General features: G+C 72.3%; 22 protein-coding genes and 2 pseudogenes. 9 read left to right on the top strand and 15 right to left on the bottom strand.

Annotated elements, in window-relative coordinates; genetic code table 11:
- Positions 1–191: 191 nt before the first annotated feature.
- Positions 192–1,883, top strand: coding sequence for an Imm49 family immunity protein (locus ACW14Y_RS40420; protein WP_456985349.1), 1,692 nt, complete (start codon positions 192–194; stop codon positions 1,881–1,883).
- A gap of 192 nt (positions 1,884–2,075) precedes the next feature.
- Entirely contained in the window at positions 2,076–2,423 is a 348-nt protein-coding gene (locus tag ACW14Y_RS40415; RefSeq protein ID WP_456985348.1) for a PRC-barrel domain containing protein, read from the top strand.
- A 157-nt stretch (positions 2,424–2,580) separates the two neighbouring features.
- Here ACW14Y_RS40415 and ACW14Y_RS40410 read toward each other — a convergent pair.
- Positions 2,581–2,835, bottom strand: a pseudogene (locus tag ACW14Y_RS40410) (DUF4383 domain-containing protein); the annotation flags it as partial.
- Position 2,836: 1 nt separating this feature from the next.
- Between ACW14Y_RS40410 and ACW14Y_RS40405 the strand changes: the two are divergent.
- Together ACW14Y_RS40405 and ACW14Y_RS40400 are read left to right on the top strand one after the other, a co-directional pair.
- Positions 2,837–3,133: a hypothetical protein gene (locus ACW14Y_RS40405; RefSeq protein WP_380300125.1), complete on the top strand. Its 297-nt coding sequence runs from the start codon at positions 2,837–2,839 to the stop codon at positions 3,131–3,133.
- Between the two features lie 104 nt (positions 3,134–3,237).
- Positions 3,238–3,636 (top strand): annotated as a pseudogene (locus ACW14Y_RS40400) (transposase); the annotation flags it as partial.
- A 2-nt stretch (positions 3,637–3,638) separates the two neighbouring features.
- Here ACW14Y_RS40400 and ACW14Y_RS40395 read toward each other — a convergent pair.
- The 3 genes from ACW14Y_RS40395 to ACW14Y_RS40385 all read right to left on the bottom strand — a co-directional run bounded on the left by ACW14Y_RS40395 (position 3,639) and on the right by ACW14Y_RS40385 (position 6,665).
- Entirely contained in the window at positions 3,639–4,391 is a 753-nt protein-coding gene (locus ACW14Y_RS40395) for a hypothetical protein (RefSeq protein ID WP_456985347.1), read from the bottom strand.
- 123 nt (positions 4,392–4,514) lie between these two features.
- The gene (locus ACW14Y_RS40390; RefSeq protein ID WP_456985346.1) at positions 4,515–5,285 is read right to left on the bottom strand and encodes a maleylpyruvate isomerase family mycothiol-dependent enzyme; all 771 of its coding nucleotides are present in this window, start codon (positions 5,283–5,285) and stop codon (positions 4,515–4,517) included.
- A 51-nt stretch (positions 5,286–5,336) separates the two neighbouring features.
- Complete coding sequence (locus ACW14Y_RS40385; RefSeq protein WP_456988385.1) at positions 5,337–6,665, bottom strand: aldehyde dehydrogenase family protein; 1,329 nt, start codon at positions 6,663–6,665, stop codon at positions 5,337–5,339.
- A 116-nt stretch (positions 6,666–6,781) separates the two neighbouring features.
- On the opposite strand from ACW14Y_RS40385, the gene ACW14Y_RS40380 reads away from it, so the two are divergent.
- Entirely contained in the window at positions 6,782–7,249 is a 468-nt protein-coding gene (locus ACW14Y_RS40380; RefSeq protein ID WP_456985345.1) for a MarR family winged helix-turn-helix transcriptional regulator, read from the top strand.
- Positions 7,250–8,573: 1,324 nt separating this feature from the next.
- On the opposite strand, the gene ACW14Y_RS40375 is transcribed toward ACW14Y_RS40380, so the two are convergent.
- Both ACW14Y_RS40375 and ACW14Y_RS40370 read right to left on the bottom strand, forming a co-directional pair.
- Complete coding sequence (locus tag ACW14Y_RS40375; protein ID WP_456985344.1) at positions 8,574–10,052, bottom strand: insulinase family protein; 1,479 nt, start codon at positions 10,050–10,052, stop codon at positions 8,574–8,576.
- A gap of 137 nt (positions 10,053–10,189) precedes the next feature.
- On the bottom strand, positions 10,190–11,788 hold the full coding sequence (locus ACW14Y_RS40370) for an alpha/beta hydrolase (RefSeq protein ID WP_456985343.1): 1,599 nt from the start codon (positions 11,786–11,788) through the stop codon (positions 10,190–10,192).
- A 338-nt stretch (positions 11,789–12,126) separates the two neighbouring features.
- Between ACW14Y_RS40370 and ACW14Y_RS40365 the strand changes: the two genes are divergently transcribed.
- Positions 12,127–12,621: a cupin domain-containing protein gene (locus ACW14Y_RS40365; protein ID WP_456985342.1), complete on the top strand. Its 495-nt coding sequence runs from the start codon at positions 12,127–12,129 to the stop codon at positions 12,619–12,621.
- Positions 12,622–12,727: 106 nt separating this feature from the next.
- On the opposite strand, the gene ACW14Y_RS40360 is transcribed toward ACW14Y_RS40365, so the two are convergent.
- Positions 12,728–13,948 carry an alpha/beta hydrolase family protein gene (locus tag ACW14Y_RS40360; RefSeq protein ID WP_380394073.1) on the bottom strand — a complete coding sequence of 407 codons (1,221 nt, stop codon included), beginning with the start codon at positions 13,946–13,948 and terminating at the stop codon, positions 12,728–12,730.
- A 101-nt stretch (positions 13,949–14,049) separates the two neighbouring features.
- Between ACW14Y_RS40360 and ACW14Y_RS40355 the strand changes: the two genes are divergently transcribed.
- Together ACW14Y_RS40355 and ACW14Y_RS40350 are read left to right on the top strand one after the other, a co-directional pair.
- On the top strand, positions 14,050–14,667 hold the full coding sequence (locus tag ACW14Y_RS40355) for a TetR/AcrR family transcriptional regulator C-terminal ligand-binding domain-containing protein (protein ID WP_456985340.1): 618 nt from the start codon (positions 14,050–14,052) through the stop codon (positions 14,665–14,667).
- A 240-nt stretch (positions 14,668–14,907) separates the two neighbouring features.
- Positions 14,908–16,254 (top strand): hypothetical protein, encoded by a 1,347-nt coding sequence (locus tag ACW14Y_RS40350; protein WP_456985339.1) that lies wholly within the window; start codon positions 14,908–14,910, stop codon positions 16,252–16,254.
- A 346-nt stretch (positions 16,255–16,600) separates the two neighbouring features.
- Here ACW14Y_RS40350 and ACW14Y_RS40345 read toward each other — a convergent pair whose 3' ends face one another.
- The 6 genes from ACW14Y_RS40345 to ACW14Y_RS40320 all read right to left on the bottom strand — a co-directional run bounded on the left by ACW14Y_RS40345 (position 16,601) and on the right by ACW14Y_RS40320 (position 22,463).
- The gene (locus tag ACW14Y_RS40345; RefSeq protein ID WP_380311233.1) at positions 16,601–17,683 is read right to left on the bottom strand and encodes an RICIN domain-containing protein; all 1,083 of its coding nucleotides are present in this window, start codon (positions 17,681–17,683) and stop codon (positions 16,601–16,603) included.
- A gap of 90 nt (positions 17,684–17,773) precedes the next feature.
- Positions 17,774–18,955, bottom strand: a complete 1,182-nt coding sequence (locus ACW14Y_RS40340) for an ISAs1 family transposase (protein ID WP_456985336.1) — start codon at positions 18,953–18,955, stop codon at positions 17,774–17,776.
- A gap of 273 nt (positions 18,956–19,228) precedes the next feature.
- Positions 19,229–19,618, bottom strand: a complete 390-nt coding sequence (locus tag ACW14Y_RS40335; protein ID WP_456985335.1) for a peptidase inhibitor family I36 protein — start codon at positions 19,616–19,618, stop codon at positions 19,229–19,231.
- Between the two features lie 801 nt (positions 19,619–20,419).
- Positions 20,420–21,034, bottom strand: coding sequence for a hypothetical protein (locus tag ACW14Y_RS40330; RefSeq protein ID WP_456985334.1), 615 nt, complete (start codon positions 21,032–21,034; stop codon positions 20,420–20,422).
- A gap of 139 nt (positions 21,035–21,173) precedes the next feature.
- Positions 21,174–21,332 (bottom strand): hypothetical protein, encoded by a 159-nt coding sequence (locus ACW14Y_RS40325; RefSeq protein WP_456985333.1) that lies wholly within the window; start codon positions 21,330–21,332, stop codon positions 21,174–21,176.
- A 669-nt stretch (positions 21,333–22,001) separates the two neighbouring features.
- Positions 22,002–22,463 (bottom strand): N-acetyltransferase family protein, encoded by a 462-nt coding sequence (locus ACW14Y_RS40320; protein WP_456985332.1) that lies wholly within the window; start codon positions 22,461–22,463, stop codon positions 22,002–22,004.
- Positions 22,464–22,718: 255 nt separating this feature from the next.
- Here ACW14Y_RS40320 and ACW14Y_RS40315 point away from each other — a divergent pair, with 255 nt between their 5' ends.
- Positions 22,719–23,333, top strand: coding sequence for a YdeI/OmpD-associated family protein (locus ACW14Y_RS40315; RefSeq protein ID WP_380311243.1), 615 nt, complete (start codon positions 22,719–22,721; stop codon positions 23,331–23,333).
- 88 nt (positions 23,334–23,421) lie between these two features.
- On the opposite strand, the gene ACW14Y_RS40310 is transcribed toward ACW14Y_RS40315, so the two are convergent.
- Complete coding sequence (locus tag ACW14Y_RS40310) at positions 23,422–24,075, bottom strand: hypothetical protein (protein WP_456985331.1); 654 nt, start codon at positions 24,073–24,075, stop codon at positions 23,422–23,424.
- Between the two features lie 90 nt (positions 24,076–24,165).
- Positions 24,166–24,597 carry a nuclear transport factor 2 family protein gene (locus tag ACW14Y_RS40305; protein WP_380308591.1) on the bottom strand — a complete coding sequence of 144 codons (432 nt, stop codon included), beginning with the start codon at positions 24,595–24,597 and terminating at the stop codon, positions 24,166–24,168.
- Positions 24,598–24,665 lie beyond the last annotated feature (68 nt).

Here is a 24,665-nt window from a genome sequence, read left to right as displayed (position 1 = left end):
GCCCGGCGCCGCCACCGGCGGCGCCGGGCAGCCCCGCGACCTGATCCGCTGCCCGCTCCCGGCCGCATCCACCGATGCGGCATCACCCCGCCGACGCCCCGACACCCCGACGCCCTCCCGCCGCCCCGCGGGCCCTGGTGTCGGACCCGCTGCCTAGGCTGGGGGCAGCCGATGATCAAGGGAGCAGGACTGTGCGGATCGAACGTCACCAGGTGGACGGGGCGCGGGTGGCGAAAGCCGGCGAGGACTTCGTGAACCGGATCGGGAGGCAGGTCCACTCCTACTCCCGTGCCGGACTGATGACCACCACCGAGTGGCAGCTGATCTGCGACTCCTTCCTCGACTACCTCGGCGCCCTCTCCACCACCCGGCCCGACCTGCACTCCGCCGAGGCCAGGGCGGTCCTCAAGGACGCCGCCGCGGCCGCCGCCGGCGCCGTTTCCTTCGCCGCCTACTACCCGGTCGACAGCTTCCACGTCTTCCTCGACTACCCGAACTTCGGGATGAGCTACGACCGCGAGCACGGGCAGGGGCGCGACCCCCGGCACCGGGTCACGGCCCGGGAGTGGCTCGACGCCTTCTGCCTCGCCGTCGTCGCCGACCAGGTCTCCGTCCACGGCGAGGCCTTCGGCTGGGCGCGGCAGCTGATGCCCGACGGGCCGGCCACGCCGGCCCTCGAACTCGTCGACGGCCTCCTGGCCCACTTCTTCGAGGCCGAGGCCGACGACGTCCCGACCGACAGCGTCCCGGCCGACGGCGCCGCCCCCGCCGCCGAACCGCAGCCCGGCCTGCGCGCCCTGCGCGCCCTCGGCGCGGGGGACCGCGAGGTCTTCGACGCCGCCCTGCTCGCCCTGCTCCAGGACGGGCCGCACGGTACCGGCCCGGCGAGCCTCCTGCCGCTGCTCCCGATAGCCCTCGCCGCGCTCGCGTACCGCACCCACGGCTGGGTTCCGGCGGTCGACACCGACTACCTACCGCACGCCCTGGTCACCGGTTTCGAGACCGCCGGGCCGCGCGTCCACGCCTTCGGCCGCGACCCGCGCCCCGACGCCGTGGCCGTGCTCGCCGCCGGACCCGTCCACGTCGAGCGGCCCGGTCCGGCCCTCCCGTACAGCCCGGAGGGCGAGGCCCGGTTCGAGCGGCGCACCCTGGAGGCCGTCACGGCCGAGGAGGGCGAGCCGCTGGACGCGTGGGAGCTCACCGGCGCCCTGCGCTACCAGACCTACCTCCTCGCGGCGCGCGCCTCGACGTGCGACGACGCCACCGACGCCGTGATCGCCACCCTGCGGCGCGGATCCCAGCTGGGGGCCGCCGTGTTCCGGGCCGCCCTCGCCGAGCCGGGCACCGAGGCCGAGGCGACGATCGACGGCCGCGCCCTGCGCTTCCCAGCCCGCCGGCACCGGGACTTCGGCCCGGCCTTCTGGCAGACCGCCCTCTCCTACGCCCTGATCACCGGCTCCCCCGAGGACCTCGAACCGCTGGTCCTGGCCGGCCCCACGATCGCCGCCGAGGACCGCTCCCCGTCCGCCTCCTACCGCACCGCCCTGCACGACCACCTCCGCGGCGCCGACCCGCTCCCGGCCGCCGAGCGGGCCCTGAAGGAGGCGGAGCGCGTCCGGGAGGGCTGGCTCCCGGCCCCGGCCGTCCTCCTCTCGCAGCTGATCGGGGGCGACGCGACCGGCTTCGACCTCGCCCTCCTCGACGCCCTGGAAGCCCACCGCGACCACCACAGCGTCGCCGACCGCGGCACCGAACCGGGCGCACCGCTCAGCCTCGACGTCCTCGCCCTCGCCTGCCACGCCCGCCGTACCCGCGGCTGGGTCACCCGCGTCCGCTCGCCCTACCTCCCGCCCCGCCTCCTCGAAGCGGCCGGCCGGCCCTGACCGCGCCGGTCCGCCGCGGCCACCTGCGCGGTTGGAACGGCAGCGGCGGGGGCAGCCCGTCCGGGGATGCGTCGACCCGGGCGGGGCGGTGCCGGAAGCGGTCCCCGGACGGCACGGGGTTCGCATGCTCCGGTCCGATCGGGGAAGTCGACCGTCGCACCACGCAGACCGGCGACCGCGCAGGAGGCACCCGTGAACAGCGGACTGTGGGACTACAGCAACGCCGAGGGCTACGGCGCGACACTGGACCTGACGGGTTACCGGGTCGAGGCGGAGGACGGACCCGTCGGGAAGGTCGACCGGCACAGCCAGGACGTCGACTTCGCGCACATCGTGGTCGACACCGGCCCGTGGATCTTCGGCCGCGAGATCCTCCTGCCCGCCGGAACGGTCCGGCGGGTGGACACCGAGGAGCGGGCCGTGTGGCTGAACCGGACGAAGGACGAGATCAAGAACGCGCCGGAGTACCACAAGGACCAGCACACCGGCGACCTCGACTACCGCCTCACGGTCGGCGACTACTACAGCGGTGCCACCTGACCCGCCCGCCCTCTGTCGTCCGCCGGACCACGAGAGTCCGGCGGATCCGCCGGTCGGTCCGGCTCGCCAGCCCGGGAGACGCCTCGGCCCGTCCGAACTGCCCGGGGCGCGGGACTGTGCTCGTCCCGGCCAGCGCGTCCGGGTCGAAGCCGTCCGCTCACACAGGAGGCCCGGGGAGGGCGACCGGACCACCCTTGTACGCGAGGGCCGCGGTGGTGTCCGGCTCGGCCTGGCGCGGGTGGCGGTGCCGCCAGTACGGATTGTCCAGCGGCGGCTTGCCGCTCACCCGGCCGTACATGCCGAAGGTGGCGATCACCAGCCCCATGACGAAGCTGAAGAGCACGTTCGGGATGCGGAAGGCCAGGAGGTTGGCCGAGGAGTCAAGCAGGGCGAGGTTGACGAAGCCGCTCAGCTTGCCGTTCAACCTCTCGGCCGCCGGAAATCGATCGCCGCCGATCAACCGGGTGTGGGACGATCCCGACATGCTGCTGATTGCTGACGGAGTCACTCCGGTCCCACAGATGATGCTGGTTGACGATCTTGAGACGGATGGCGGCGGCTTCTGCGAGCTGGACAGCCCGCTCTTCCTGGCGATCGGCGACCGGATCAGCTTCGACGGCCGAAGCCTGTCCGTGACACGAGCGAACGGCGAGACCTTCTCGCCCAGCGGCGAGTGGGGAATCCGCTGCAGCCGAGGTCCCCGAATCTGAGTGTTCGCCCCTGTCACCCACACGGGGATTCCCACGACGGTGGGTCGGCCTTCACGTGATCCTGAAGTCGGCTAAAAGATCGACGACTTCACGCGAAGGCCGTAGTGACGAGTGTGGTGGAACAGGCAAACCGGCGCGATCCGTTCGCGGAACTGTCGCGCTTCCGGGCGGACTTCTACGACTGCCTGCGCGGTCGAGGGGACGCACTGTTCGAGTCGGCCGACGCGCTGCTGTGCGCTGAGGGCCCGGTGAAGACTCTGGCGGACCTGGCCCTCGCGCCCGAGCACCGGCGTGGGCACGGCGCCCTGTACGGCGCGTTGAACAAGGGCCGCCTGGACATCGAGCGGCTGCGGGCCGAGCTGGCCAGCCTTTCGCTGTCGCGGGCCGCCGACGGCCACCTGATGCCGGCGGTGGACGTCTCGCCGTGGCTGCGGCCGGACGCCGGGACCTGCCCGGACCGGTCGTTCTGCCAGACCTACGGCCGCGGCGACTCCAAGCGCCAGGATCAGACCGGTTGCAGGGCCCGCGCCAGGTCCTCGGCCTCGCGGAGCTGCTCGACGCCCAGCCGGCGGAGGCCGCGCAGCAGCAGGGCGGCGTCCGTCGCGGACGCGTCCGGCCGGGGTGCGTCCGGCGGCAGCGGCATGCCGAGGAGCGCCGCCGGCACGGCCGCGGGCAGGCCGAGCACGGTGGCGAAGTCGACGAGCAGATCCGGGGTCAGCCGGTCCTCGCCGGAGGCGATCCGCCCGTAGGCGGTGGACATCCAGTAGCGCCCGGTGAGCAGGTGGAACACCTTCGCCGTCCCGGTCCAGCCGAGGTTGCGGGTGGCGACCATCCGCATCAGCAGGTTCCCGGCGGACCGCGGGTCGGGGGCGGGGGCCGAGGCGGGCAGTCCCTCGATCCGTCCGGTCGCCCGAGCAGGCGGCAGACCGGCGACGAACGTGCGGAGTTCGGCCCGCCGGTCGGCCGGCAGCGCCTTGCCGAACCGCACCACGCTGACGATGGAGGTGGTGGCCATCCCGCCGGCCGGTGCGAGGTCCTCCGGCAGCGGGACGGCCGCGATCTCGAACAGGTCGGCGGTGTCCAGGCCGAGCGCGGGGGCGAGGCGGCGCAGCAGCGCCTGGTCCGGCGCGGCACCGTCCAGCAGCGCGAGGACCTCGGCCTCGTCGGCCCCCGCCCGATGGGCGAGCTCGGCGGGCTCCTGACCCTGGTGGTGCAGCAGGCGGGTCAGCAGGACGGCGAAGCCGGGAAGCTCTGTCATGGCGCCAGCATAGGGCGAGCCCGCCGGTCGGCCGCACCGCCGTCCACCTGGGCGGATGCCTCGGACGAGCCCCGGGCGAACGAGCGGCGGCCCGCCGAGAGCACCGGCGGGCCGGCCGGCGGCTCAGAAGGCGGAGTTGGCGGTCCAGTGCGCGAGCAGCTCGTCGTCCCCCCGCACCTCGAACCGGTCGGCGGACCGGTCCAGTCGGCCGTAGAGGAGGAGCAGCAGGTCCGCGGCGGTGCCCCGGAGCGACGCGTCGGCGTCCGCTGCGGCCTGCCGGTCGAGCCCGAAGCCGTCGGGACGCAGCCGGACCAGCCAGTCGCCGTCGCCGTCCCCGTCGCCGTCGGTGCGGGTGAACCGGATGGTCCGGTCCGCGCCCCGGAGGGCGGCCGTTCCGGGGGCGAACCCGGCGGCGAAGGGCAGGTTGGTCAGGAACTCCGAGACGCCGTCGGCGGCCAGCACCGGGTCGATGTCGGGGTCCAGGCCCAGGGCGAGGTCGGCGTCGACGCGGTGCACCAAGGTCTCGAACAGCATCCGGCGCACCCAGAAGCGGGCGTGCTGATCGGCGCCCCAGGCCCACATCGGCGCGTCGGGATCGACCGAGGCGAATGCCGCGCCGGCCTGCGCCGCGGCCTCGGCCAGCCAGGCGGGGTAGCCGTCCGGCGTCGACGGCAGATGCAGCTCGACGTCCCGGCTGCGCGGCGGCTCCTGGAGCCTCTGCCGCAGCAGGACGGTGAACCAGCGCTGCACGCTGCCGGTGTGGCGCACCAGGTCGGACAGCGTCCAACCGGGGCAGGTGGGCACCGGGGTGGCCGGGTCGGCGGTGCGGACGGTGGTGACGAAGCGCGCGGTCTCGGCGGCGACGGCGGCGGCGTGGTCGATGGGGGTGGTCACGGGTTCGTTCTCCGGGGTGGTCGGTCGGCTCGGACGGCGGCGCCGCTCGGTTCAGGTGAGTGGCTTGTCGACGACGGCCTTGGCGTGGCTGAACGTGTCGATGGAGTACTCGCCGTGGTAGCGGCCCATGCCGCTCTCCCCCACGCCGCCGAAGGGCAGGTCGGGCATGGCGAGGTGGGAGACCGGCAGGCCGAAGGAGAGCGCGCCGGAGGAGGTCTCCTCGGTGAGCCGCCGCTTGGTCCGCTCGGACTCGGTGAAGGCGTAGAGGGCGAGCGGCTTGTCACGCTCGTTGATGAAGGCGATCGCCGTGTCGAGGTCGGGTACGGCGACGATCGGCAGGATCGGGCCGAAGATCTCCGCGCGCATCACCGGCGCGTCCGGGGAGACGTCCGCGAGCACGGTCGGGGCGAGGTAGCGCTCACCGCGGTCGTGACCGCCGCCGGTGACGACCCTCCCGTCGTCCAGCAGCGCGGTCAGCCGGTCGAAGTGGCGGTCGTTGACGATCCGTCCGTACTCGGGCGAGGCGGCCGGGTCGTCGCCGAACAGCTCGCGCACGGCGTGGGCGAGGTGCCGCTCCAGTGCGGTGGCGCTCTCTCCGATGGCGAGGACGTAGTCGGGGGCCACACAGGTCTGGCCGGCGTTGAGGAACTTGCCCTGGGCGATCCGGTTCGCGGTGACCGCCAGGTCGGCGCCGGGCTCGACCACGACCGGGCTCTTGCCGCCGAGTTCCAGGGTGACCGGGGTCAGGTGGCGGGCGGCCGCGGCCATCACGATCCGGCCGACCGCGCCGTTCCCGGTGTAGAAGATGTGGTCGAACCGCTGCTCCAGCAGGGCGGTGGTCTCGGGGACGGCGCCCTCGACCACGGCCACCGTGTCCGGGCCGAGGTAGCGCGGCAGCAGCCGGGCCATCGCGGCGGACGTGGCGGGGGCGAGTTCGCTGGGCTTGACGACCACCGTGTTGCCGGCCGCCAGGGCCCCCACCAGCGGGACCAGCGCGAGCTGCAGCGGGTAGTTCCAGGGTGCGACGACCAGGACCACGCCGAGCGGATCGCGGACCACGCGGGCCGAGGCGGGCCGGAAGAACCCGGGGACGTCCGCGGGCTTCGGCCGGAGCCACTCCTCCAGGTGCGCGACGGTGTGGTCGAGCTCGTTCAGCGTGAACCCGATCTCGGTGCGGTACGCCTGCGCCGCGCTCTTGCCGAGGTCGGCGGCCAGCGCCTGCTGGAACACCTCGGCCTGCTCGGTGAGCATCGAACGCAGGGCGGCGAGCCGCTCCAGGCGCCGGGCGAGGGGCTTGGTCCGGCCGCTGTCGAAGGTGGCGCGCAGGCGGGCGACCAGGGCGGAAACGTCTGCCGCGGCGGGGGGCGGGGTGTGCGTCATGAGGGTCACGCGGTCCTTCCAGGGGCTTGAAGACCTTGATGGTTGATGTCTTCAAGTAATTTCGACGGTAGACCTCGATGGTTGAGGATGTCAACCGATCTCCCTATGCTGAACCCATGCCCCAGACGCCCCCGCCCGCACCAGCGCCCTCCCCCGAAGAGCTGCTGGACCGGCTCGCGCGGGTGGCGGCGTCCTACTACCGCCACTTCGCGACGGTGGCCGCCGAGCACGGGCTCACCCTGATGCAGGGCAAGACGCTCAGCCTGCTGGTCCGCCCCCGGCCCATGCGCGCCCTCGCCGACCTGCTGGCCTGCGACGCCTCCAACGTCACCGGCATCGTCGACCGGCTCGCGGCCCAGCACCTCGTCCGCCGGGAGACCGACCCGGCCGACCGCCGGATCAAGAACATCGTGCTGACCGAACAGGGCGAGCGCACCGTCCGCGCCATCCGGGCCGAGCTGATGTCCGGCCTCACCGCACTCGAACTCCTTGCACCCGACGAGCGCGACACCCTGCACACCCTGCTGGGCCGCGCCTTCCCCGAGACCGCCGCCCCTCAGCACCGGGCCCCCCTTTCCCCCTGACCCGCGAGCGGACCGGACGAGGACGCCCGCGACGAGCCCATGATCCTCACCCGGCCGTCGACGGCGGTGAGGCAGCCGCCGCTCCACAGGTTCTTGATCTTGACGTTGGAGCAGACCGACGGTGTGCCAGTGGGACGACGCTCCCAAGCCGCTCTCGGTCACGGCCGGTCGACGCGCCAGCACCGCCGCCTCCCCGGCGAGCGACCTGCTGCTCCCCCACCGGTAGGGATCGGACCGGCCGCAGCGGGAACTGCGGGCGGGCTCCGGTGACGGCGCCCGCCCGGGGTCCGGCCGTCAGCTCCAGGGGCTGGCGGGCTGGTCGTTGCCGGCGGTCCCCCGGCACCGTCCGCAACTACCTCTCCTCCGCCATCACCGAACTCGCCGTCCGCACCCGCCACGAAGCGGCGCGGCGCGCCTGGGAGGAGGGGTGGATCCGAGTGGCTGTTGTCGTTCCGACCTCGAGAGATGCCGGTCGAACGGCAGTCCGGACCTGGTGGGCCAGCGTGTCCACCGTGGACCGCACTCCCGAACCGCCGACCTGCCCCGACTGCGGGCAACCGCTGAGGAGCCTGGGCCTTGTCCTGTCCGTCCGCGAGGAGGACCGGCAGCGCGTGTGCCGACACGCCTGGAAGTGCCCGCAGGGTCATAGCTGGTGGCGCTGGGCGGACCGGCCCGCAGAGCCTCTGGACGTGTGTCCCCGTCCCCAGCTCTTCCGGCGATGACGGTCCGCCGGACCCTGTCCGTGGCGTTGGACCCACGGCTCAGTGGTCGGTGCCGTTCCGATCCCGAGCGGCGCCGGTCGAACGGCGTCTCGCTCGGGTTCGGGTGGCCGCGGCCATGCACCCCCGAAACAGGATCGAGGTGCCCAGGAGCCACGGTTCAGCCGTCGGACCGACAGGGTCGGGGCGCGGCGGACCGAACGTTCCGGAAGCGGTGACCCGTGTCGGAGGCACCACTTCTGATCGCGCAGGCGCGTGCCGCGCCCGTGCGAGCGCGAGAAGGGAGAGGCCGTGCGTCGCGTGGCACGGTCCGCGGAGCGCTACCGTCGCGACCGGCCCCTCCAACGCCGGCCGATGGCGAGGCCGGCCACCGGAAGCGTGAGGAATCTGAACGGCTCCGGGACCAGCCAGAACGTCAGCACGGCGGAAACGGTCAGCAGCGCGACCAGCTCGACGGTGAACCGGTAGCCCCACGTCGCGGGCCACGCCCTTCGGCCTCCGTCGCCGTTCTCGTCCGCGGAGGGTGGTGATTCTGCGGGCATACCGTGCAGCTTCCTCTCACCGTGCCCGGCCCGCCGGGCCGGGCCGGGCCGGGCGGCTCACCGTCAGTTGCCGGCCCGCAGTGCCGAGACCGGGTAGCGGAGGGTCTCGGGCACGGCGGCGTCGATGGCGGCGAAGGCCGGGCCGAGGCCGGAGAAGAGTTCCGAAGCCACCGGGACGAAGCAGTTGCCGAGGCCGTGCAGGATACGGCCGTCGTCGTGGACCTCCACGCCGACCACCTCGGTGTAGGGGAAGCCGTGGACCAGGCCGTCCTCGTCCTGCCACCAGGCGCCGTCACCGTTGACCACCAGGCGGACCTTGCGCGCCGCGCCGGACCGCGCCCGGGCGAGCAGCGGCGGACGGAACCGCGGTCCCTCGGGCAGCTCCGCGAGATCGGAACAGCCGCCGGCCGGCAGCCCGGATCCGTCGGGTCGACCGAGAATCAGCTGCTCCACACCGCACGGGACGAGCAGCAGCGCCGTCTCCATGGCCGCCGCGAAGGCCTCCCGCGCCCGGGCCGGGGTCACCTCGGCCTGGAGGGCGAGCCTGGTCTCCGCATCGAGGTGGGTCTCCCCGAGGAGCAGGTCGGCCGCACGCTCGGCGACCTCCATGTCGGCGGTGCGCGGGTCGGCGAAGAACTCCCGGGCGGCCTCGCGCTCCTCGGCGAGTTCGGCCTCGGTGGGCTCCTCGGTGGCGAGGCGGACCGCCTCCTGCCAGAGCAGTTCGGCGACGCGCTTCTCCTGGCCCTCGCGGACGTCGAGCTGGATGCTGCGCTCGCCCCGGCCGGGGCCGACGAAGACGGCGGTGCCGCCGACGTCGTAGCTGAGGCCGTGCTGGTGGCGGACGGTGTCGGTCAGCCGCTGACAGAGCACGTGGGTGGCGAGCAGCATCGCCTGGTCGTTGAGGTCGCAGGACAGCAGCAGGCCGGGGCCGGGCACGTCCGCCCGGTGCCAGGACGGCCGGGTGGTGCGCGCGGCGGGGTGCGGCGCGCGGGTGGCGCGGGGGCCGGGCGGCAGCGGAAGGCGCAGGCCCTCGGGCGGCGGGCCGGTGAGGGCCAGGACGGCGTTGCCGGCGTGGAAGTGGCGGGCGAGGGTGCTGCGGACGGCGTCCAGCGGGATGCGGTCGGCACCGGGGCCGCTGAAGGAGGCCAGACCCAGGCCCTGGGTGCCGTAACGGATCGACAGCAGCTCGGCGGTGACCGGGTCGGCGACGCCGCTGCCCTCGGCAGCGAGGACTCCGGCCTCCTTCTCGATCCGCTCCAGCGGCAGCCCGGTGAGGGCCTCGCAGACGCGGGCCAGGAAGTCGACCACCTGCTCGGGGCGGCCGGTGCAGGTGAAATCGGTCAGCGAGAGGCTCACCGAGGCGTTGTGGTCGAAGTGCAGCCTCGGCAGAGTGCTCATCGCCAGGTGCTCGACCAGGTGCGTCACCCCGAAGGTGCGGAAGGTCTCGTCCTGGATCCCGCAGCCGAACATCAGAGTGGCTTCGAGCGGGCCCGGCGTCTCGGTCCAGATGACGGGGACGCCGTCGATGAGGTCGTGGTGCATCGGGCGATCATACGACCATCCCTTTGCAAACCCTTGACCCGGCCCCAGCAATCGTTGCGTGCACGTCCCACGACGGCGGGCCGGGCCTGGGCCGTGGCTCCTCCCCCTCCTGGTGGCAGGACCGGCGACGGACGGCGTCAGGGGCGGGGCGGTGGGCAGTCGGTGTCGTGGGCGGGCAGGACGCCGTCGAGGAGGTAGTGGTCGACGGCGGCGTCCACGCAGGTGTCGCGGGGGGCGAACAGGCCCGCGTAGACGGTGTGGCGGAAGGCACCGCGCAGGGTCACCAGGCGGGAACCGGTCAGGGCGCGGTGGGCGGAGAGCTGGCCGGGGTAGGTGGCGGCGGGGTCGCCGTCGGCGCCGACCAGCAGGACCGGGACGGCGTTGCGCACCCGGGTGGGCGGTTCGGCGGGTTCGGCGGGCCAGAAGGTGCAGGGGGTGAGGTTGCGGGTGAGCGGGCCGAACAAGGGCTCGTCGGCGCGGTGGGCGCGGATGTCGCGGTAGTAGGCGAGCGGGTCGCGCGAGGCGGCGCGGTCCGCGCACATGACCGCGGTCTGCGCGGCCGCGTAGCCTCCCGTGTCGGGGGACGCCAGGCCGGTCAGGACCGCCTCCAGCAGCGGGGTCGGGCGGGCGGGCCGGCCCTCGGCGGCGTCCAGCAGGACGCGCGCCAGGGCGGAGAACTCCTCGTAGGCGGCGTCGTCGTCGCCGGCCGACACCGTCCACAGCACCTGCGGCAGCGCCCGGGCGTCGACGCGGTGGTCGCCGACCGCCAGCGGGGCGCGTTCGGCGGCCAGGCGCACCCGCTCGACCGCGGCCAGCACCCCGGCGGTGGTCGTGCCCAGGTGGTGGCGGTCGTCGTGGCCGGCCGCCCAGGTGGCCCAGGCGGTGAGCGCGCCCGCCATCGCGGGGCCCTGGGTGGCGGTCAGGTCGGGGCCGAAGAGGTCCGGGTCCATGGCGGCGTCGAACACCACCCGCCCCACCCGCTCGGGGAACAGCTGGAGGTAGACCTCGCCGAGGTAGCTCCCGTAGGACGAACCGAGGTAGGAGATCGTCGGCTCGCCCAGGACCGAGCGCACCAGGTCCAGGTCCCGGGCGGCGTTGCGGGTCGAGGCGTGCGGCAGCAGCGCCCGGTACGGGGCGCAGCGGGCCGCGAGGTCCTTGGCGGTCTCGGCGGACCGGTCGAACCCGACGCGGTCGGGGCCGGCGCTGCCCGGGCCGGCCGTCGGCCAGCCGCAGTCGAGGGGGGCGCTGGCGCCGACGAAGCGCGGGTCGACGGCGACGATGTCGTAGCGGGCGCCGAGCGCGGGGGCGGCCCGGCGCAGGGCGAGGGAGAGCGCGCGGGCGGGGACGCCGGGGCCGCCGGGGTTGTAGAACAGGGTGCCCAGCCGGTGGGCGGGGTCGGTGGCGGGCAGCCGGGAGACGGCGACGCCGAGCGTCCGCCCGTCGGGACGGCGGTAGTCCAGGGGGACGGTGACCTCGGTGCAGCGGGCGCCGGCGGCGTCGAGGTCGGCGCCCTCGGCGTCCTGCGGACCGCTCGCGCAGGGGTGCCAGGACGGTTGCCGGCCGCGCAGCGCGGCGAGCGGATCGGCCGCGGCGGAAGCGGTGGCAGTGGCGGCCGCGGCGGAAGCGGTGGCAGTGGTGGTGGCCGCGGCGGTGGCCGGTGGGGCCGACACGGTCAGGAGGGTCAGGGTCATGGCCAGCGCCGCCACAGCGGCGGCCGGCGCGGCGGCGCGGATCACGGTCTCTCTCCCTGGGGTGCCTCGGCGAACCGTCGGCACGACCGTAGGCGCCCGCCGCGGCCGGGCGCGTCCACCGCCGGTACCGGACCACCCCGCCGAAGTACCCCTGCGCATCTGCTACTTCAGGACCATCCGCAACACCTCGGGCGCGTGGTCGGCGGTGATCGGTCGCACCGGGCCGGACCGTGTCGACCGTCGTGCCCGGAGGATCCCGCCCGCCGACGGGCCGTCACCGTGGCGCGCCCGTACGGGGGACGGCGGCCCCGCCGGGGAACGGACCCCGGGAGGACCGGGTACGGGTTCCCGTCGACCGTCCCTCCCTCGAACGGACACCCCCCATGACCTACCCGAACACCCGCCACCCCGACGCCCCCGCGACGGCGAGGGCCGAGCTCCGCGACGCCGGCACCGCACCGGACGTGCTGGTCGGCGACGGCGGGACCGCCGTCCACCACCTGGTCGAACCGCTGGGCGCGGAGGGCCGGTTCGGGCTGTTCAGGCTCGATCTGGGGCCCCGGCCGGGCGGTCCCGCGCCGCACTTCCACCGCGGCATGTCCGAGACGTTCTTCGTCCTGTCCGGGATCGTGCGCCTGTACGACGGCCGACGCTGGGCCGACACCGGGCCGGGCGGCCTCCTCCACGTCCCGCGGGGCGCGGTGCACTCCTTCCGCAACGACTCCGGCGAGCCGGCCTCGATGCTGATGCTCGTCGCACCCGGAGTGCCGCGGGCCCCGTTCTACGAGGAACTCGCCCGGATCGTGTCCGACGGGCGCCGGCCCGACCCGGAGGAATGGGCCGAGTTCTACCGTCGGCACGACCACCACATCGCCTGACCGCGCCGGGGCGAGCCGGACCGGGGCGGACCGGCGGGCGGCGCCGGCCGGCGCGAGGCGGCGCCGCTCCCCGGCGCCCCTCCCCCGCGCCGCGGCGCCCCGCCCCTCACGCGCCCGCGGCGAGGGTCTCGTCCAGCCAGTCGTAGATCCGGGCCTGGGTCAGACGCATCGCCCCGGGGTGGCAGTGCGCGCCGGCGCCCTCCTCGGCGGTGAACACCATCAGCGTCCTGGGGCAGGTCAGGTGGTCGTAGAGCTGCTCGGGCTGGCCCTTGAAGAACATGTCCTGCTCCGCGTCGCAGACCAGGGTGGGGCACTGGATCCGCTCCGCGATCCCCCCGGCGAGGGTGTGGTCGAGGTAGGAGGCGTTGAAGGCCCGGGGGGTGTCGACGCCCATCACGTACATGCCGTGGTTGATCGCCCAGCGGGCGATCGGGTCCTTCGCCATGATCTCTTCGAGCGCGGCGTCGAGTTCCGGGGCGGACGGCGCGCGCAGCAGCCGCTCCGCCTCCTCGCGGGGGCCGGGGATGTTGCGCACCGAGGTCTCGCCGAGGTCGTAGAGGCCGTCGACGGCCACCAGCGCGGCCAGGCGGTGCTCGAACGCCGCGGCCCGGGGCGCCAGGATGCCGCCCATGCTGATCCCCAGCAGCGCGATGCGGCTGTTGTCGACGTCCGGGAGCTTCTCGGCGAAGTCCACGACCGGGGTGACGACGTTCTCCCAGTCGGGACGGAACACCAGGCCCTCGCGGTGGCGCGGCCCCGGCATGCCGGGGCCGTCGAAGACCAGCACCGTGTAGCCGCGCTCGACTCCGGCCATCGCCCCGAAGTAGTGCAGTTCCTCGGCGGTGCCGTCGAAGCCGTTGTGCATGATCAGCGTCGGGCGCGGGGTCCCGGAGTCGTCGACGCGGTACAGGTAGCCCGGCAGGGTGGTGCCCTCGTACGGGATCTCGACCGGCTCGATGATCGGGGTGAACAGCGCGGCCGCCGACCGGAAGCAGTCCACGCTGCGGTCGTAGGCGTGGTCGTGACGCGGGTCGCAGGGGTGGCCGTGCAGGAAGAACTCGGCCGACCGGTAGTAGTTCGACGCCCGCAGGAACCCGTCCCGGGCACTGACCCGGTGGCCGGCCGCCAGCGCCTTCTCGGCCTGGCCGGACACCCGGTCGGCGGTGGCCATCCACTCGGTGTACCAGCTGACGTAGTCGCCCTCCACGATGCGCTCCGCGGTGGAGACGACCTCGCCGAAGTCGGCGCCCCCGTAGGCGATGTGGCTCATCGACCGCAGGGTCTCGTACCAGAACTGGATGTTGTTCGGGAACAGCAGCTGCTTCATCGCGCACTCCTCAGGAGGGGTTAAGCACGGATCTGTGCTTGTGGTGAGGACTGTAGACCCTCCGAGTACTCGAAGCAAACATCTGTGCTTACGATGTGGGGGTGACTCCGAAGCAACCGACCACACGCATCCGCAAGAGCCCCGAGCAGGTCCGCGCGGCCGTCCACCAGGCGGTCGTGGACCTGCTCTGCGACCCGGCGGGCGAAGACCTCAACATCCCCGCGATCGCCCAACGCGCCGGCGTCAACCACACCAGCCTCTACCGCCGTTGGGGCAGCCTCGACACGCTCCTCGCCGACGTGGTCACCACCCGCCTGGAGCGCGACTCGCCGCTGAACGACACCGGCTCCCTGCGCGGCGACCTGCTCGCCTGGGCCCGGGCCAGCGTCGCGAGCATCCGCACACCCGAAGGACGCGCCCTCGTACGCGCCGTCATCCTCTCCATGCCGAACAACCCGCAGACCCAGGACGAACGCGCCCAGCACTTCCGCCGCCGCATGCACTCCATCGAACAGATCCGCCAGCGGGCCACGGCCCGGGGCGAGCACCCGCCTCCCCTGGAGCAGATCCTCGACCAACTCGTCGCCCCGTTCTACCTCCGTGCGATCTTCGGCATCGACCCGCCGACCTCCGGCTACCCCGAGCTGCTCGTCGACCGGCTCCTCCACGACCGACACCCCGGCGGCCCACACCCCGAGGCCCGACAGCCCGACGCCTGACACCCCACGAACCCCCGCCCGCACGACAGCCGACCGACGCCCCCGACCGCCCGGCGGCCCGGCGGCCCGGCGGCCCGGCGGCCCGGCGGCCGACCCACCCGGACACGGGGCCACCACAGGCCCCGCGGCCGAGGCTTGCGGCGCGGGGTGGGCATGACAGAGGATCAGGCCGACCCGCCATGATCGACTTCTGGTCGCCCGCGGCGCTCGACCGAACTTCTCTTCCCACCGGGGGTACCGATGACCACGCACGCGGACGGCAGGCACGACGACGGGGCCCAGGAGAACGGGCGCCGGCCCGGCCGCCGGGCGCTGCTCGCCGGGATGACCGGAGCGGGGGCGCTCGCGGGCGGCATCGCGCTGGGCACCCGCGGCGCCTCCGCGGCGAGCGCCGCCACCACCGCCGGCCCCGCGGACTACGTGGTCGACGTCGTCGCCAAGGGCGCCGACCCCAGCGGGCGCACGCCCAGCGACGACGCCTTCCGCAAGGCCGCCCTGGAACTGCTCGGAGGCGCTCCCAAGACCGGCTACACCCCCAAGAAGGTGCTGCTCGTCCCGCCGGGCACCTACCTGCTGACCCAGCCCGACTCACTGCTGCCCGTCACCCACGGCACCGACAACCCGGGCGTGATCGACGGCATCTCCATCAGCGGCTACGGCAAGCGGCTCTCCCGCGTCGTCTACGCGCCGACCACCCCCGACACGGTGTTCTGGACCAACGACGGCCGCTACAAGAACATCCGCCTCAACGGCCTGACCTTCGAGAGCCGCGACGCCACCGCCACCTTCAACCTCGCGCTCTCCGCCGTGGGCAAGGGCGTCCAGGACACCTGGTACACCGACGTCGAGTGGCACGGCTCCTGGAAGGCCGGCATCGTCCTGGACGGGCCCGCCGGCACCTCCAACCTCAACAGCGAGATGGGCTGGGACCACTGCCAGATCAGCGGCTCCTACGCCGACGCCTTCCTGGTGATGGGCGGCAAGCCGACCGAGAACCAGCAGGACCAGTTCCTCAACTACTGGTTCCGCGACTGCAAGGTGGAGTTCCAGTCCGGAATCTTCGTACGCAACGAGCGCGGCGGGTCGATGAACTTCATCGGCGGCTCCTACATCCTCGTCGACGAGAACTCCACCGGCACCTTCTTCAAGCTCAACGCCAACAGCCCGCGCAACGACTCGGTGATGCGGCTGTACGCGCAGGGCATCCGCTTCGAGGTCCGCGGCAAGGACCACAAGGTTATCGACTCCGCCTGGTACAAGGGCACCATCACCTTCGTCTCCTGCGACGACACCGCGAACTCCTTCAAGGCGTTCGCCACCGACGCCACCCCCCACGTCTACCGCTTCAACGCCGTCAACCCCTCGCGCGGGCCCATGATCCGCTACCAGGACTGCGCCCTGCTCGGTTCCCACCACGTGACCACGTCCACCGCCACCACCGCCGGCAAGCTCCTCTACGACGGCTGCCGCTTCGCCGACACGGCCACCGCCGCCACCGCCCTGCGCTGGAGCGGCCCCGCCCCCTGGTACGAGTTCCGCGACTGCCTCGGCGAGGGCGTCCGCATCCCCGACACCAAGGCCCCGTGACCGCACCTCGCGACAATCGCCCGGGGGCAGGGGTGCAACGCGGAGTCCCGCGTTGCACCCCTGCCCCCACCCCACAGCCACCTGGACATACCGAAGGGCACCTCGACTTCCCGGCCGAGCCGCTCACCGGTGTCCATCCCGTCCCTCACCCGGCGACCGTCCGGCGCCTGCTCCAGCCGCTGGACGGCGACGCTCTGGACGCTTGCGGACTCCACTCCACTGGAGTCCGCTTCGGAATGGACTCCAGTGGAGTCCGGTTCGCTCCTGCAGAAGAGTCCACAGGGCCCCTCCTACGGAGTCCTCTCCACTCCGCAGAGGACTCCGTAGGAGGGGTCAACCGATCCCGCTACACGCACTTGCGGATGGTCACCCGGCCGCCGTTCTTGGTCATCTCATTGGAGTGCGGCGCGAGACAGAGCCCCGTCCACTGGTTGGCGAAGGTGTAGGTACCGCTGATCTTGGTCGGGTTGACCGACCAGAGCTGGCTGCCCGAGTCCCAGCGGGTCTCGCAGCCCCACCACATGAGCTGGGTGTTCTGACCGGGCGGGGTGCCGTTGTTGTAGGGGACTGTGAGGCAGTAGCCGTTGTTGTTGCGGATGGTGAAATAGCCGTTGCTCGCCTTGACGGCGTTCCATTTCTGCGCGGCCCCGCCGTCGCAGGTACGCTGCACCACGAGCCCGCCGTTGGGGACGGTGGGGCCGATGGCCAGGCACTTGCCGCTCAGCAGGTTCTTGTAGGGAGCCTTGCCGCCGGCCGACCACATGTCGTAGGTCTTGGTGGTCGGCGGGTCCTGCCCGCAGATGTCCCTCAGCTCCGTGTCGGTCATCTTGCGGCTCTGATACAACCAGGCGAAGGACCGGCTGGTGTCCGGCACCCGGACGACCGCGTTCTTGACGAGTTCGTTCTTGTTGCCGTCGTAGCGGGCATCGATGTCGACGACCGCCTCGATCAGCGGCTCCCTGACCTCGATCCAGCCGACGCTGCCCAGGGGGACCGTGGCGGTGTGCGTGTGGGTGTCGCTGGTGCTCCAGGTCCAGCTCCAACCGAGCTTGGGCCCGACGGAGGCCTCCCAGTCACCGAACTTCTTCTTCCCGCCGATGTCGAGGCCGAAGGAGAAGCTGGTGGAGGAGCTCTTGGTTCCGGCGACGCTCACGCTGCCGCTACTGGTGCAGCCGTAGGCGATGGGGCTCTTCCCACTGCCGAGCTTGTCGGGCATGGTGGCCTCGCCCCATACTTGCTTGCTGCTTTTGAAGGTGAGGTAGCACTCGGGGTCCCAGTAGATGATGTCCCCGGCCTGCGTGGGCCTCGGGTCGGCGCAGTCCTCGGCCACCTGTGCGGGCGACTTGGCCGCGGCGAACGCCGTCGGGGTCAGCGGGAAGCAGCTCATTATCAAGGCGAGCAACACGATCGCCCTCTTCACGTTCTTCACGAGGCGTGAGCTTAGGGATCATGAATGGCCGCCGAGAGAACGCCGTATGTATCCCAAGGGCATTGCATGGTTGCGGTCGGTCCGGATTGATCACGTGAGGCCGAGGATTCGCAGGGGTCGGGTGTGGTCGCGGCCGGTGTGGCGGAGGGCAGCGGCGATGTTGGTGTGGCCGTTCTGGCGGAAGATGCCGATGGCGAGGTTGCGCAGGCCGGCCATGGTGCGGGGCAGGTGGCCGGTGCGGACTTTGGAGTCGTCCTCGCGGAAGGTCCGGTCTCGGACGTGGTGCAGGAGGTTCTCGATGCCCCAGTGGCCCCTGATCCAGGTGGCGAGCTGGACGGCGGTGGCGTCGTAGGTGTCCAGGCCAGTGATCAGGTAGACCCGTGCGATGGTGAGCTTCCCGGTCGAGCGGTCGCGGCGCCATCGGACGATCTGGATCGCCTGGCGGGCGCCGGGACAGTCGAGGTGGTGGAAGGCGGCGGTCTTGAGTCGGCGGATCCCGTCGCGGTGGTGGGCCCGGTCGCGGGTGCGGTGGTCCAGCGGGATGTCCGCCCAGGGCAGCGTTTTGACCTGGGCATACAGCCCGGGGCGGTTCTTTTGCACGATGGCCAGGTAGTGGGCGCCGCGCTCGCGGAGGTACGTGCCGTGGGCGTGCTGGGTGTGCAGGGCATCGCCGGTGATCACGGTGTCGCTCAGGTCGATGCTGTCCAGCAGCGGGGCGAAGGCGGGGATCTCGTCGCTTCTGGAGGCGACCTGCCGCTGGGCCAGGACCACGCCGTGGTGGTCCATTGCGGCCAGCAGCTGGATCGCGGTGCTCGTGACGGTGCGCGAGCCGCGGACCGTCTTGCCGTCGACCGCGATCGCCCGCGGCACCGGCTTCGCCGATCGCTCGGACTCGCTCGGGTGTACTCCTCCGGCCTGTAGGGATGCTCCGATGGCAGCGTCCGGAGCGTCGCCGTCCAGCCGCTGGAGCAGGCGCCGGACGGTCGCCGGGTGAGGGACGGGATGGACACCGGTGAGCGGCTCGGCCGGGAAGTCGAGGACCTCCAGGGCCGACTGCGGGGCATCCGTTATCGACTCCCCGATCGCGATGAGGGAACGGGCACCGGCCGGCACGGCCGAAGCTGCCGCGCACAACAGGGCGAGCATCGGATACCGCCGCCCCCGCCGACTGCGTGGGTCGGGCACCCAGATCAGGAAGCGCCGCAGGTCAGCGGCATCCTGTCGGATGACAGCGCGATTCTGGCGGGTCAGGTGTCCCAGCCCGACGGGCATGGGCGACGATGTTCGGGCAGGCACGGTCTCGCTCGGTTCTCATGGGTCTCGACAACCACACGATCACCGGGCACCGTGCCTGCACTACGTTCCGGGGAACAACCATCCCCAGAACGAGACATGACATCACATCACCAGACCGGCGAACCGGACCGATCTCGAACATGCAATGCCCCTGCCCCCTCACCACTGTGTTCATTATCCGTTCCGAGCTGTCCGCTGCGGAGTTCAGGGTGAAAGGCGTGCCAGGAAGTCCGTCACTTGATCAGCTGCTCACCCCGGGCACGAGCCGGCGCAGAGAGAACCGATCGTGTAGGTTCCGGCAAGATTTCCCTTGTTCCCGGCGGTGGTGCTGCCGATCCGGTTGGTGTAGTTGACGTTGTGGTAGTAGTGGAACCTGCTACCGGTGCGGTTGTACACCGACCGCGTGTTGGTACCCGCAGCCATCCACGAACACTGCGAACGGGTGTCCGTGGAACTCTGGCTCCACTGACACTTCTGGCCGTTGCCGTTCTGCTCCGAATAGAAGCAGATCCAACCGGAGCCGCAGTTGTCGTAGCCGCTGACAGTGGTGCTGCCGGCCTGGGCGGCAGGAGCAAGCGCAAGCGCACTCCCGAAGAGGCCCGCAGTCATGGCCAGAGCGAACTTCGTACGAGAATTCATTGACCCTCCCTTTGAACGATGCGAGATCTTCCCTCGACCCGTCCGATGCAGTTCGGGCCGTAACAGGAAGTTTCACCCGCACCGCGTCGAGCGGAAACCCAGGAACAGGCCAGTCCGGATCGTCTGGAACATCACTGCGGCGGCCTGTTCCGGATCAGCTGCCAGTCACGGATCCGACCAGTCGAGAACAGCCCGACGCTGCCACCTGTCGAACATTGCACCCGTAGCGTCCGGGGCGCAGAGCCGTCTCCGTCGACAACAATCGGCTGGCCACGAACTGGGGAAACTGCTGGAAGGGCGGAAGATCGTCAACAAAGTTGGAGGTTGACCATGACTGGATCGGGACGTCTCGGGACCGATTGCCGGATCCGTCGACAAGCAGGCGATGTTGTTGTCAGACATTGACCCGAACAGCCGCCCAGTGCGAGCCGACTGCTGAAGCCGCCCGCGCGCGAGCCCTCGGGCGGACGCCCCCCGGAGGGGCGTGCAGGGGCCGGGCCCGGGGACGTAGGGGGGTTGGTCCGCAGGGCCCGGCCGTGGGGGGCCAGCCGCGCCGGGGGACATGGCGCAGCTGCTCTGGCCGGCGGCCCGGTGGGGCTGTGGTGGGGCCGCCGTGCCGGGAACAGTAGACCTGCCGGTCGGGCGCTGGCCAGGGGTTTGACCTGGGATTTTTCGGCCGCGGACATGCCAGGCCAGAGGGGCGGTACTGCGGGGCGGGCAGCCCTGTTCGGGCTGTCCGCCGCCGTCGACAGCACGACGCCGGGCCGTCGGGGCCGGCGCGGACCGTTCCGTGGGCGCGGGTCAGTGTTGGAGCTGCAGCAGTTGTGGCCCGGTCCATCCCTCTCCGGTCGGGGTGAGTGCGGTGATCCGGTCGTTGGCGAGGTCGACGAGGAGCTTCGGCCGGGCCTGGTCCTCGAGGAGGAGGACCTGGGGCTGTCCGTCGGTCTCGGCGACGGTGGTCGCGCCGCACTGCACCAGGTGGTCGCGGAAGCGGTTCAGCGCCGCGGACGCCTGCTCCGGGGCGAGTCGGAGGACCTGCTGGGTGAGGGCCTGGCCGGCGCCGCCGCCGGTGATCGTCGACCTGACCCAGGTCTCCACGCCGGCGGCGCGCAGGCGGGCGGCGCGCAGCTCGTCGGGAGCGCTCCACGGGAATTCCGCCGGGTCGCAGGAGGTGGACGGGGCGGCGGGCGCCTCCGGGCAGCCCGCGGACAGGGCGAGCGAGGACTCGGAGCGGCTGTAGGGGGCCTGGGGCCAGACGCTCTCCGGGCGCAGGAGCGTGCCTTCCGGGGCGTGGTACTCCGCCGTGCAGGCGACGGCCCGAACGGACGGCTCGGCCTTGTCGGTGGGGTCGTCGTTCGTGCAGGCGGTCAGGGTCACGAGAGCTGCGAACAGGGCAGGGAGGGTGCGGTGCTTCATGGCTCTCCCGTGGCGTGGGTGCGGTGGTGAAGCAGGTCAGGCCCGTCAGCAACGCCCGGCGCGGTCCGTGGACGTCGGCGAGCCGGCCTCCGCACAGCAGCGTTGCACCGTAGGCCAGGGCGTAGCCGGACAGGACCCACTACAGGTCGCGGGCGGCTACGTCGAAGTCGTCGGCGCGGGTGGGCAGGGCCACGTTGGCGATCGAGAACTCCAGGGCCACCAGGACCTGCACCAGGCACAGCACGGCGATGGCGCGTGTCGGCGGTGACGCGATGGGCGGCGCGGCAGCGGGGGTCATGCGCGGCTCTCGTGCGAGTACAGCGGCAGGTGGATCAGGCTGGTGACGGCCGTCCGTTCGTCACCTTCGGTCGCCACAGCGAGGATCTGCACGATCTTGCCGCCCGCTTGGTCGGGGGTGGTGCGGTCACTGGTGACGGATGGTCACGGGGAGGGCTTCGTGCGATGGTCCTCGACGGCTCGGGTCACCGTGGCTGCGACGCCGGCGGCGAACATCACCCCGGCTGCCCCGTACAGGATGCGCAGCCACAAGGGACGTTCGTCGCCGGACAGGGCGAGGTGGACGAACCACGCGGTTCCGAGGAGGTGCCCAAGTGTCCGTACGGCTGGGGATCGTGCCGCCGCAGCGTGTTGCTGGTGCTCATGCATCCTGGGTCGTCCCTCTCGGTCGGTGGCGTTCCGGTGGGCTGCGGGATCAGCTTCCCTCCCGGGGCGGGCTGTTCGAAACCCGCCGACCAGCCCGAAGGAGCTGGCCGGCCGGGCGGCACGAACCGGCCGCCCGGCGGCGGGAAGCCGACCGATCGGGGGTTCCCGCAGACGGGACCGCACCGGGCAGGATGTCGCACACCACCCTGTAACCGAACGCTGAAGACACCATGCCGAACCGCATCTGGTCCCCCGCCGACCCGACCGAGGGCCCTGCGGCGAGATCCGCGCGGCTCACACTCGCCTACGACAGCGGCAGGTCCCGCTCGTAGTGGACGAAGTGGTCGGCCGGGACGAAGGTGTCGTAGAGGCGGCGGGCCGGGTTGTCGTGGGCGGTGAGCCAGTGGACGCGTGCCCAACCGCGAACGGCGGCGAGGTCGAAGAGGTCCTGGAGGAGCAGGCGGCCCGCGCCCAGGCCGCGGTGGGCGGGGTCCACGAAGAGGTCCTCCAGGTAGCAGACCTGGCCGGTGAGCCACGTGCTGTGGTGCAGCACACTGTTGGTGATGCCGATCACCGTGCCGTCGTGCTCGGCGACACGGCCCAGCAGTGGCTGGTGCGGGTCGAGGAGCCGTCGCCACGTGGAGTCGGCGACCCCGGCGGGCACGGTGGACTCGTAGAAGTCGAGGTATCCGGCCCACAACCGGCGCCAGTCCTTCTCGTCGGCGGCTGCGAGGTCACGGATGGTGATCGGGGGGATTTCTGACATCTCGGCTCCAGGTGAGAACGTTCAGCGGCGCTGGTGGGCGTTGCGGGCGAGCAGGGTCGTGGCGCCGGGAACGGCGGGAGCACGACGTGTGGCGCCGCTCCCGGTCGGCTCCCTCGGCCGGACTCTCGGTGACCGTCGGCCTGTCCGCACGCACACCGTAGCGGGCCTGCGGCGTTGCCCCGCTGCCACACAAGATCATCGACGTTCACGGGGGCACCCTGGAACCCGCGACCGACCCCCTCGCACTAACCTGTGGTGGTGACCGGAACCGAGCTGGACGAGCTGATCGTCGCCGACGGCGCGGCGCTGCGCGCGTGGCTGCTGGAGAACCACACCGCCTCTCCCGGCGTGTGGCTCGCCCTGACCAGGAAGGGCGGCTCCGTCACCACGCTGACCTGGCAGCAGGCGGTCGACGAGGCGCTGTGCTTCGGCTGGATCGACGGCCAGGCCCGCAAGCGCGACGAGGAGAGTTCCTGGAGGCGGTTCACCCCGCGCCGGCCTCGCAGCGTCTGGTCCCGGCGCAACGTCGACAACGTGGCCCGGTTGGAGGCGGCCGGCCTGATGCTTCCCTCCGGCCGTGCCGCGGTGGACGCCGCGAAGGCCGACGGGCGGTGGACGGCGGCCTACGCGCCGTCGTCGGAGGCGGAGGTGCCCGCCGACCTGCAAGCCGCGATCGCCGCGGTCCCGGCCGCGCAGGCGATGTTCGAGGTCCTCACCAGGACCAACCGCTTCGCCCTCATCAACCGGGTCAACGCCGTCAAACGCGCCGAGACGCGCACCCGGAAGATCGCCGAGTTCGTGGCGATGCTGGCCCGGCACGAGACGCTCCACCCGCAGCGGGCCAGGCCGACGGACCCGCCGACGTCCTGACCGCCCGACCCGACCCGCCGCGCCACGCACCGCAGCCGAGGCAGCTCTCGGGCCGACTCCCGGAACCGGGCGCGGGCGCGGAGGCTGTTCAGCCGACGGGCAGGCCCAGGAACCTGGCCGGGGCCAGTTCGAGGAACCGCGGCACCGCGGTACCCAGCAGGGCCGCCGCCGGGTCGTCGGACTCCGTCGCCAGGCTGCGGAACGTCAGTTCCAGCGCCCGGTCACCGTCGCGGACCAACAGGGTGGTGATCCGGGCCTGCTGTCCGACCGGACCGGCGAGCATCGTACGCATCAGCGCCTCGTCGCCGAACCGCTGCTCCGCCTCGAGCGGCCGGCAGGCGTCCTCCGTCGGATCCACGACCTGGACGGTGAACTCCTGGCCCTCGATGCTCATCGTCCAGGCCGGGCACTCGGCGTACACCCGCCGCATGTCCGCCATCCAGGACGCAGCGGCCCCCGCCACCCGCTCCGAGACGCCCACGTCGACGACGATCGTGGAGTCCGCGTTCACGAACGACGTCCTGACCTCCCGCGCGGCCTTGTCGCCGAACGCCCGGTTCAGCACGGCCGTGAGCTCCGCCGTCGGGCCGGTCATCGGTGGCGGGTCCTCGTCGGACGACGCGGAGGCCATCTCGGCGAAGTCGTCGAGGCCCGCCGGAGCCAGGTCCACCGCCGCGACCAGCAGACGCGCGAGGTCCTCGGAGCGCGTCGCCGAGGCCGACGGATCGCCAGGTATGTTCAAAGGAGCACCTATCGTCAAGTGACGGACATTGCTTGATGATCACTACCGTAGAGCACGGCCGCTCCGGCCGCGCGCGGGCCGTACGCCGGATCAGGCCAGGCGGTCCGGAATCGGGGCGAGCGCGTAGTTCTCCCAGACGAACGCGTCCATCTGGTGCTGGTCACCGGAGAGGTTCACCACCCGGTCGACCTTGCCCGCCGCGTCGAAGTGCCAGACCAGCGCCCAGGTGGTGTCGACCTTCCCGGTGCCCTCGGTGGTCCAGCCCCGGTGAATGTCCACCACGTACTCGTCGTTGACGCCGAAGAAGATCGGCTCCGCCTTGAAGCCGGACTTGCCCAGCTGGTCGAAGAAGGCCCGCACCTCGGCCACCCCGCGCTTGGTACCGGAGAGCGGGTGGCGCCCCGGGATGGTCCACTCGATCCCCTCGGCCAGCACCGCGCTCATCGCGTCGACGTCACCCGCGCCGTAGGCCGCGAAGAAGGCCTCGATCGCCACAACCTTCGGGTCCTTCGTCTCGCTCATGGGTCCCCCTCGGATCCTCGTGCACCGATCCCCCTGATCGGTGCCGCGGAGATCATGCTCGAAGCAGA

This window comes from Kitasatospora sp. cg17-2 (assembly GCF_054031055.1).
This window is presented reverse-complemented; position numbering and strand designations above follow the sequence as displayed.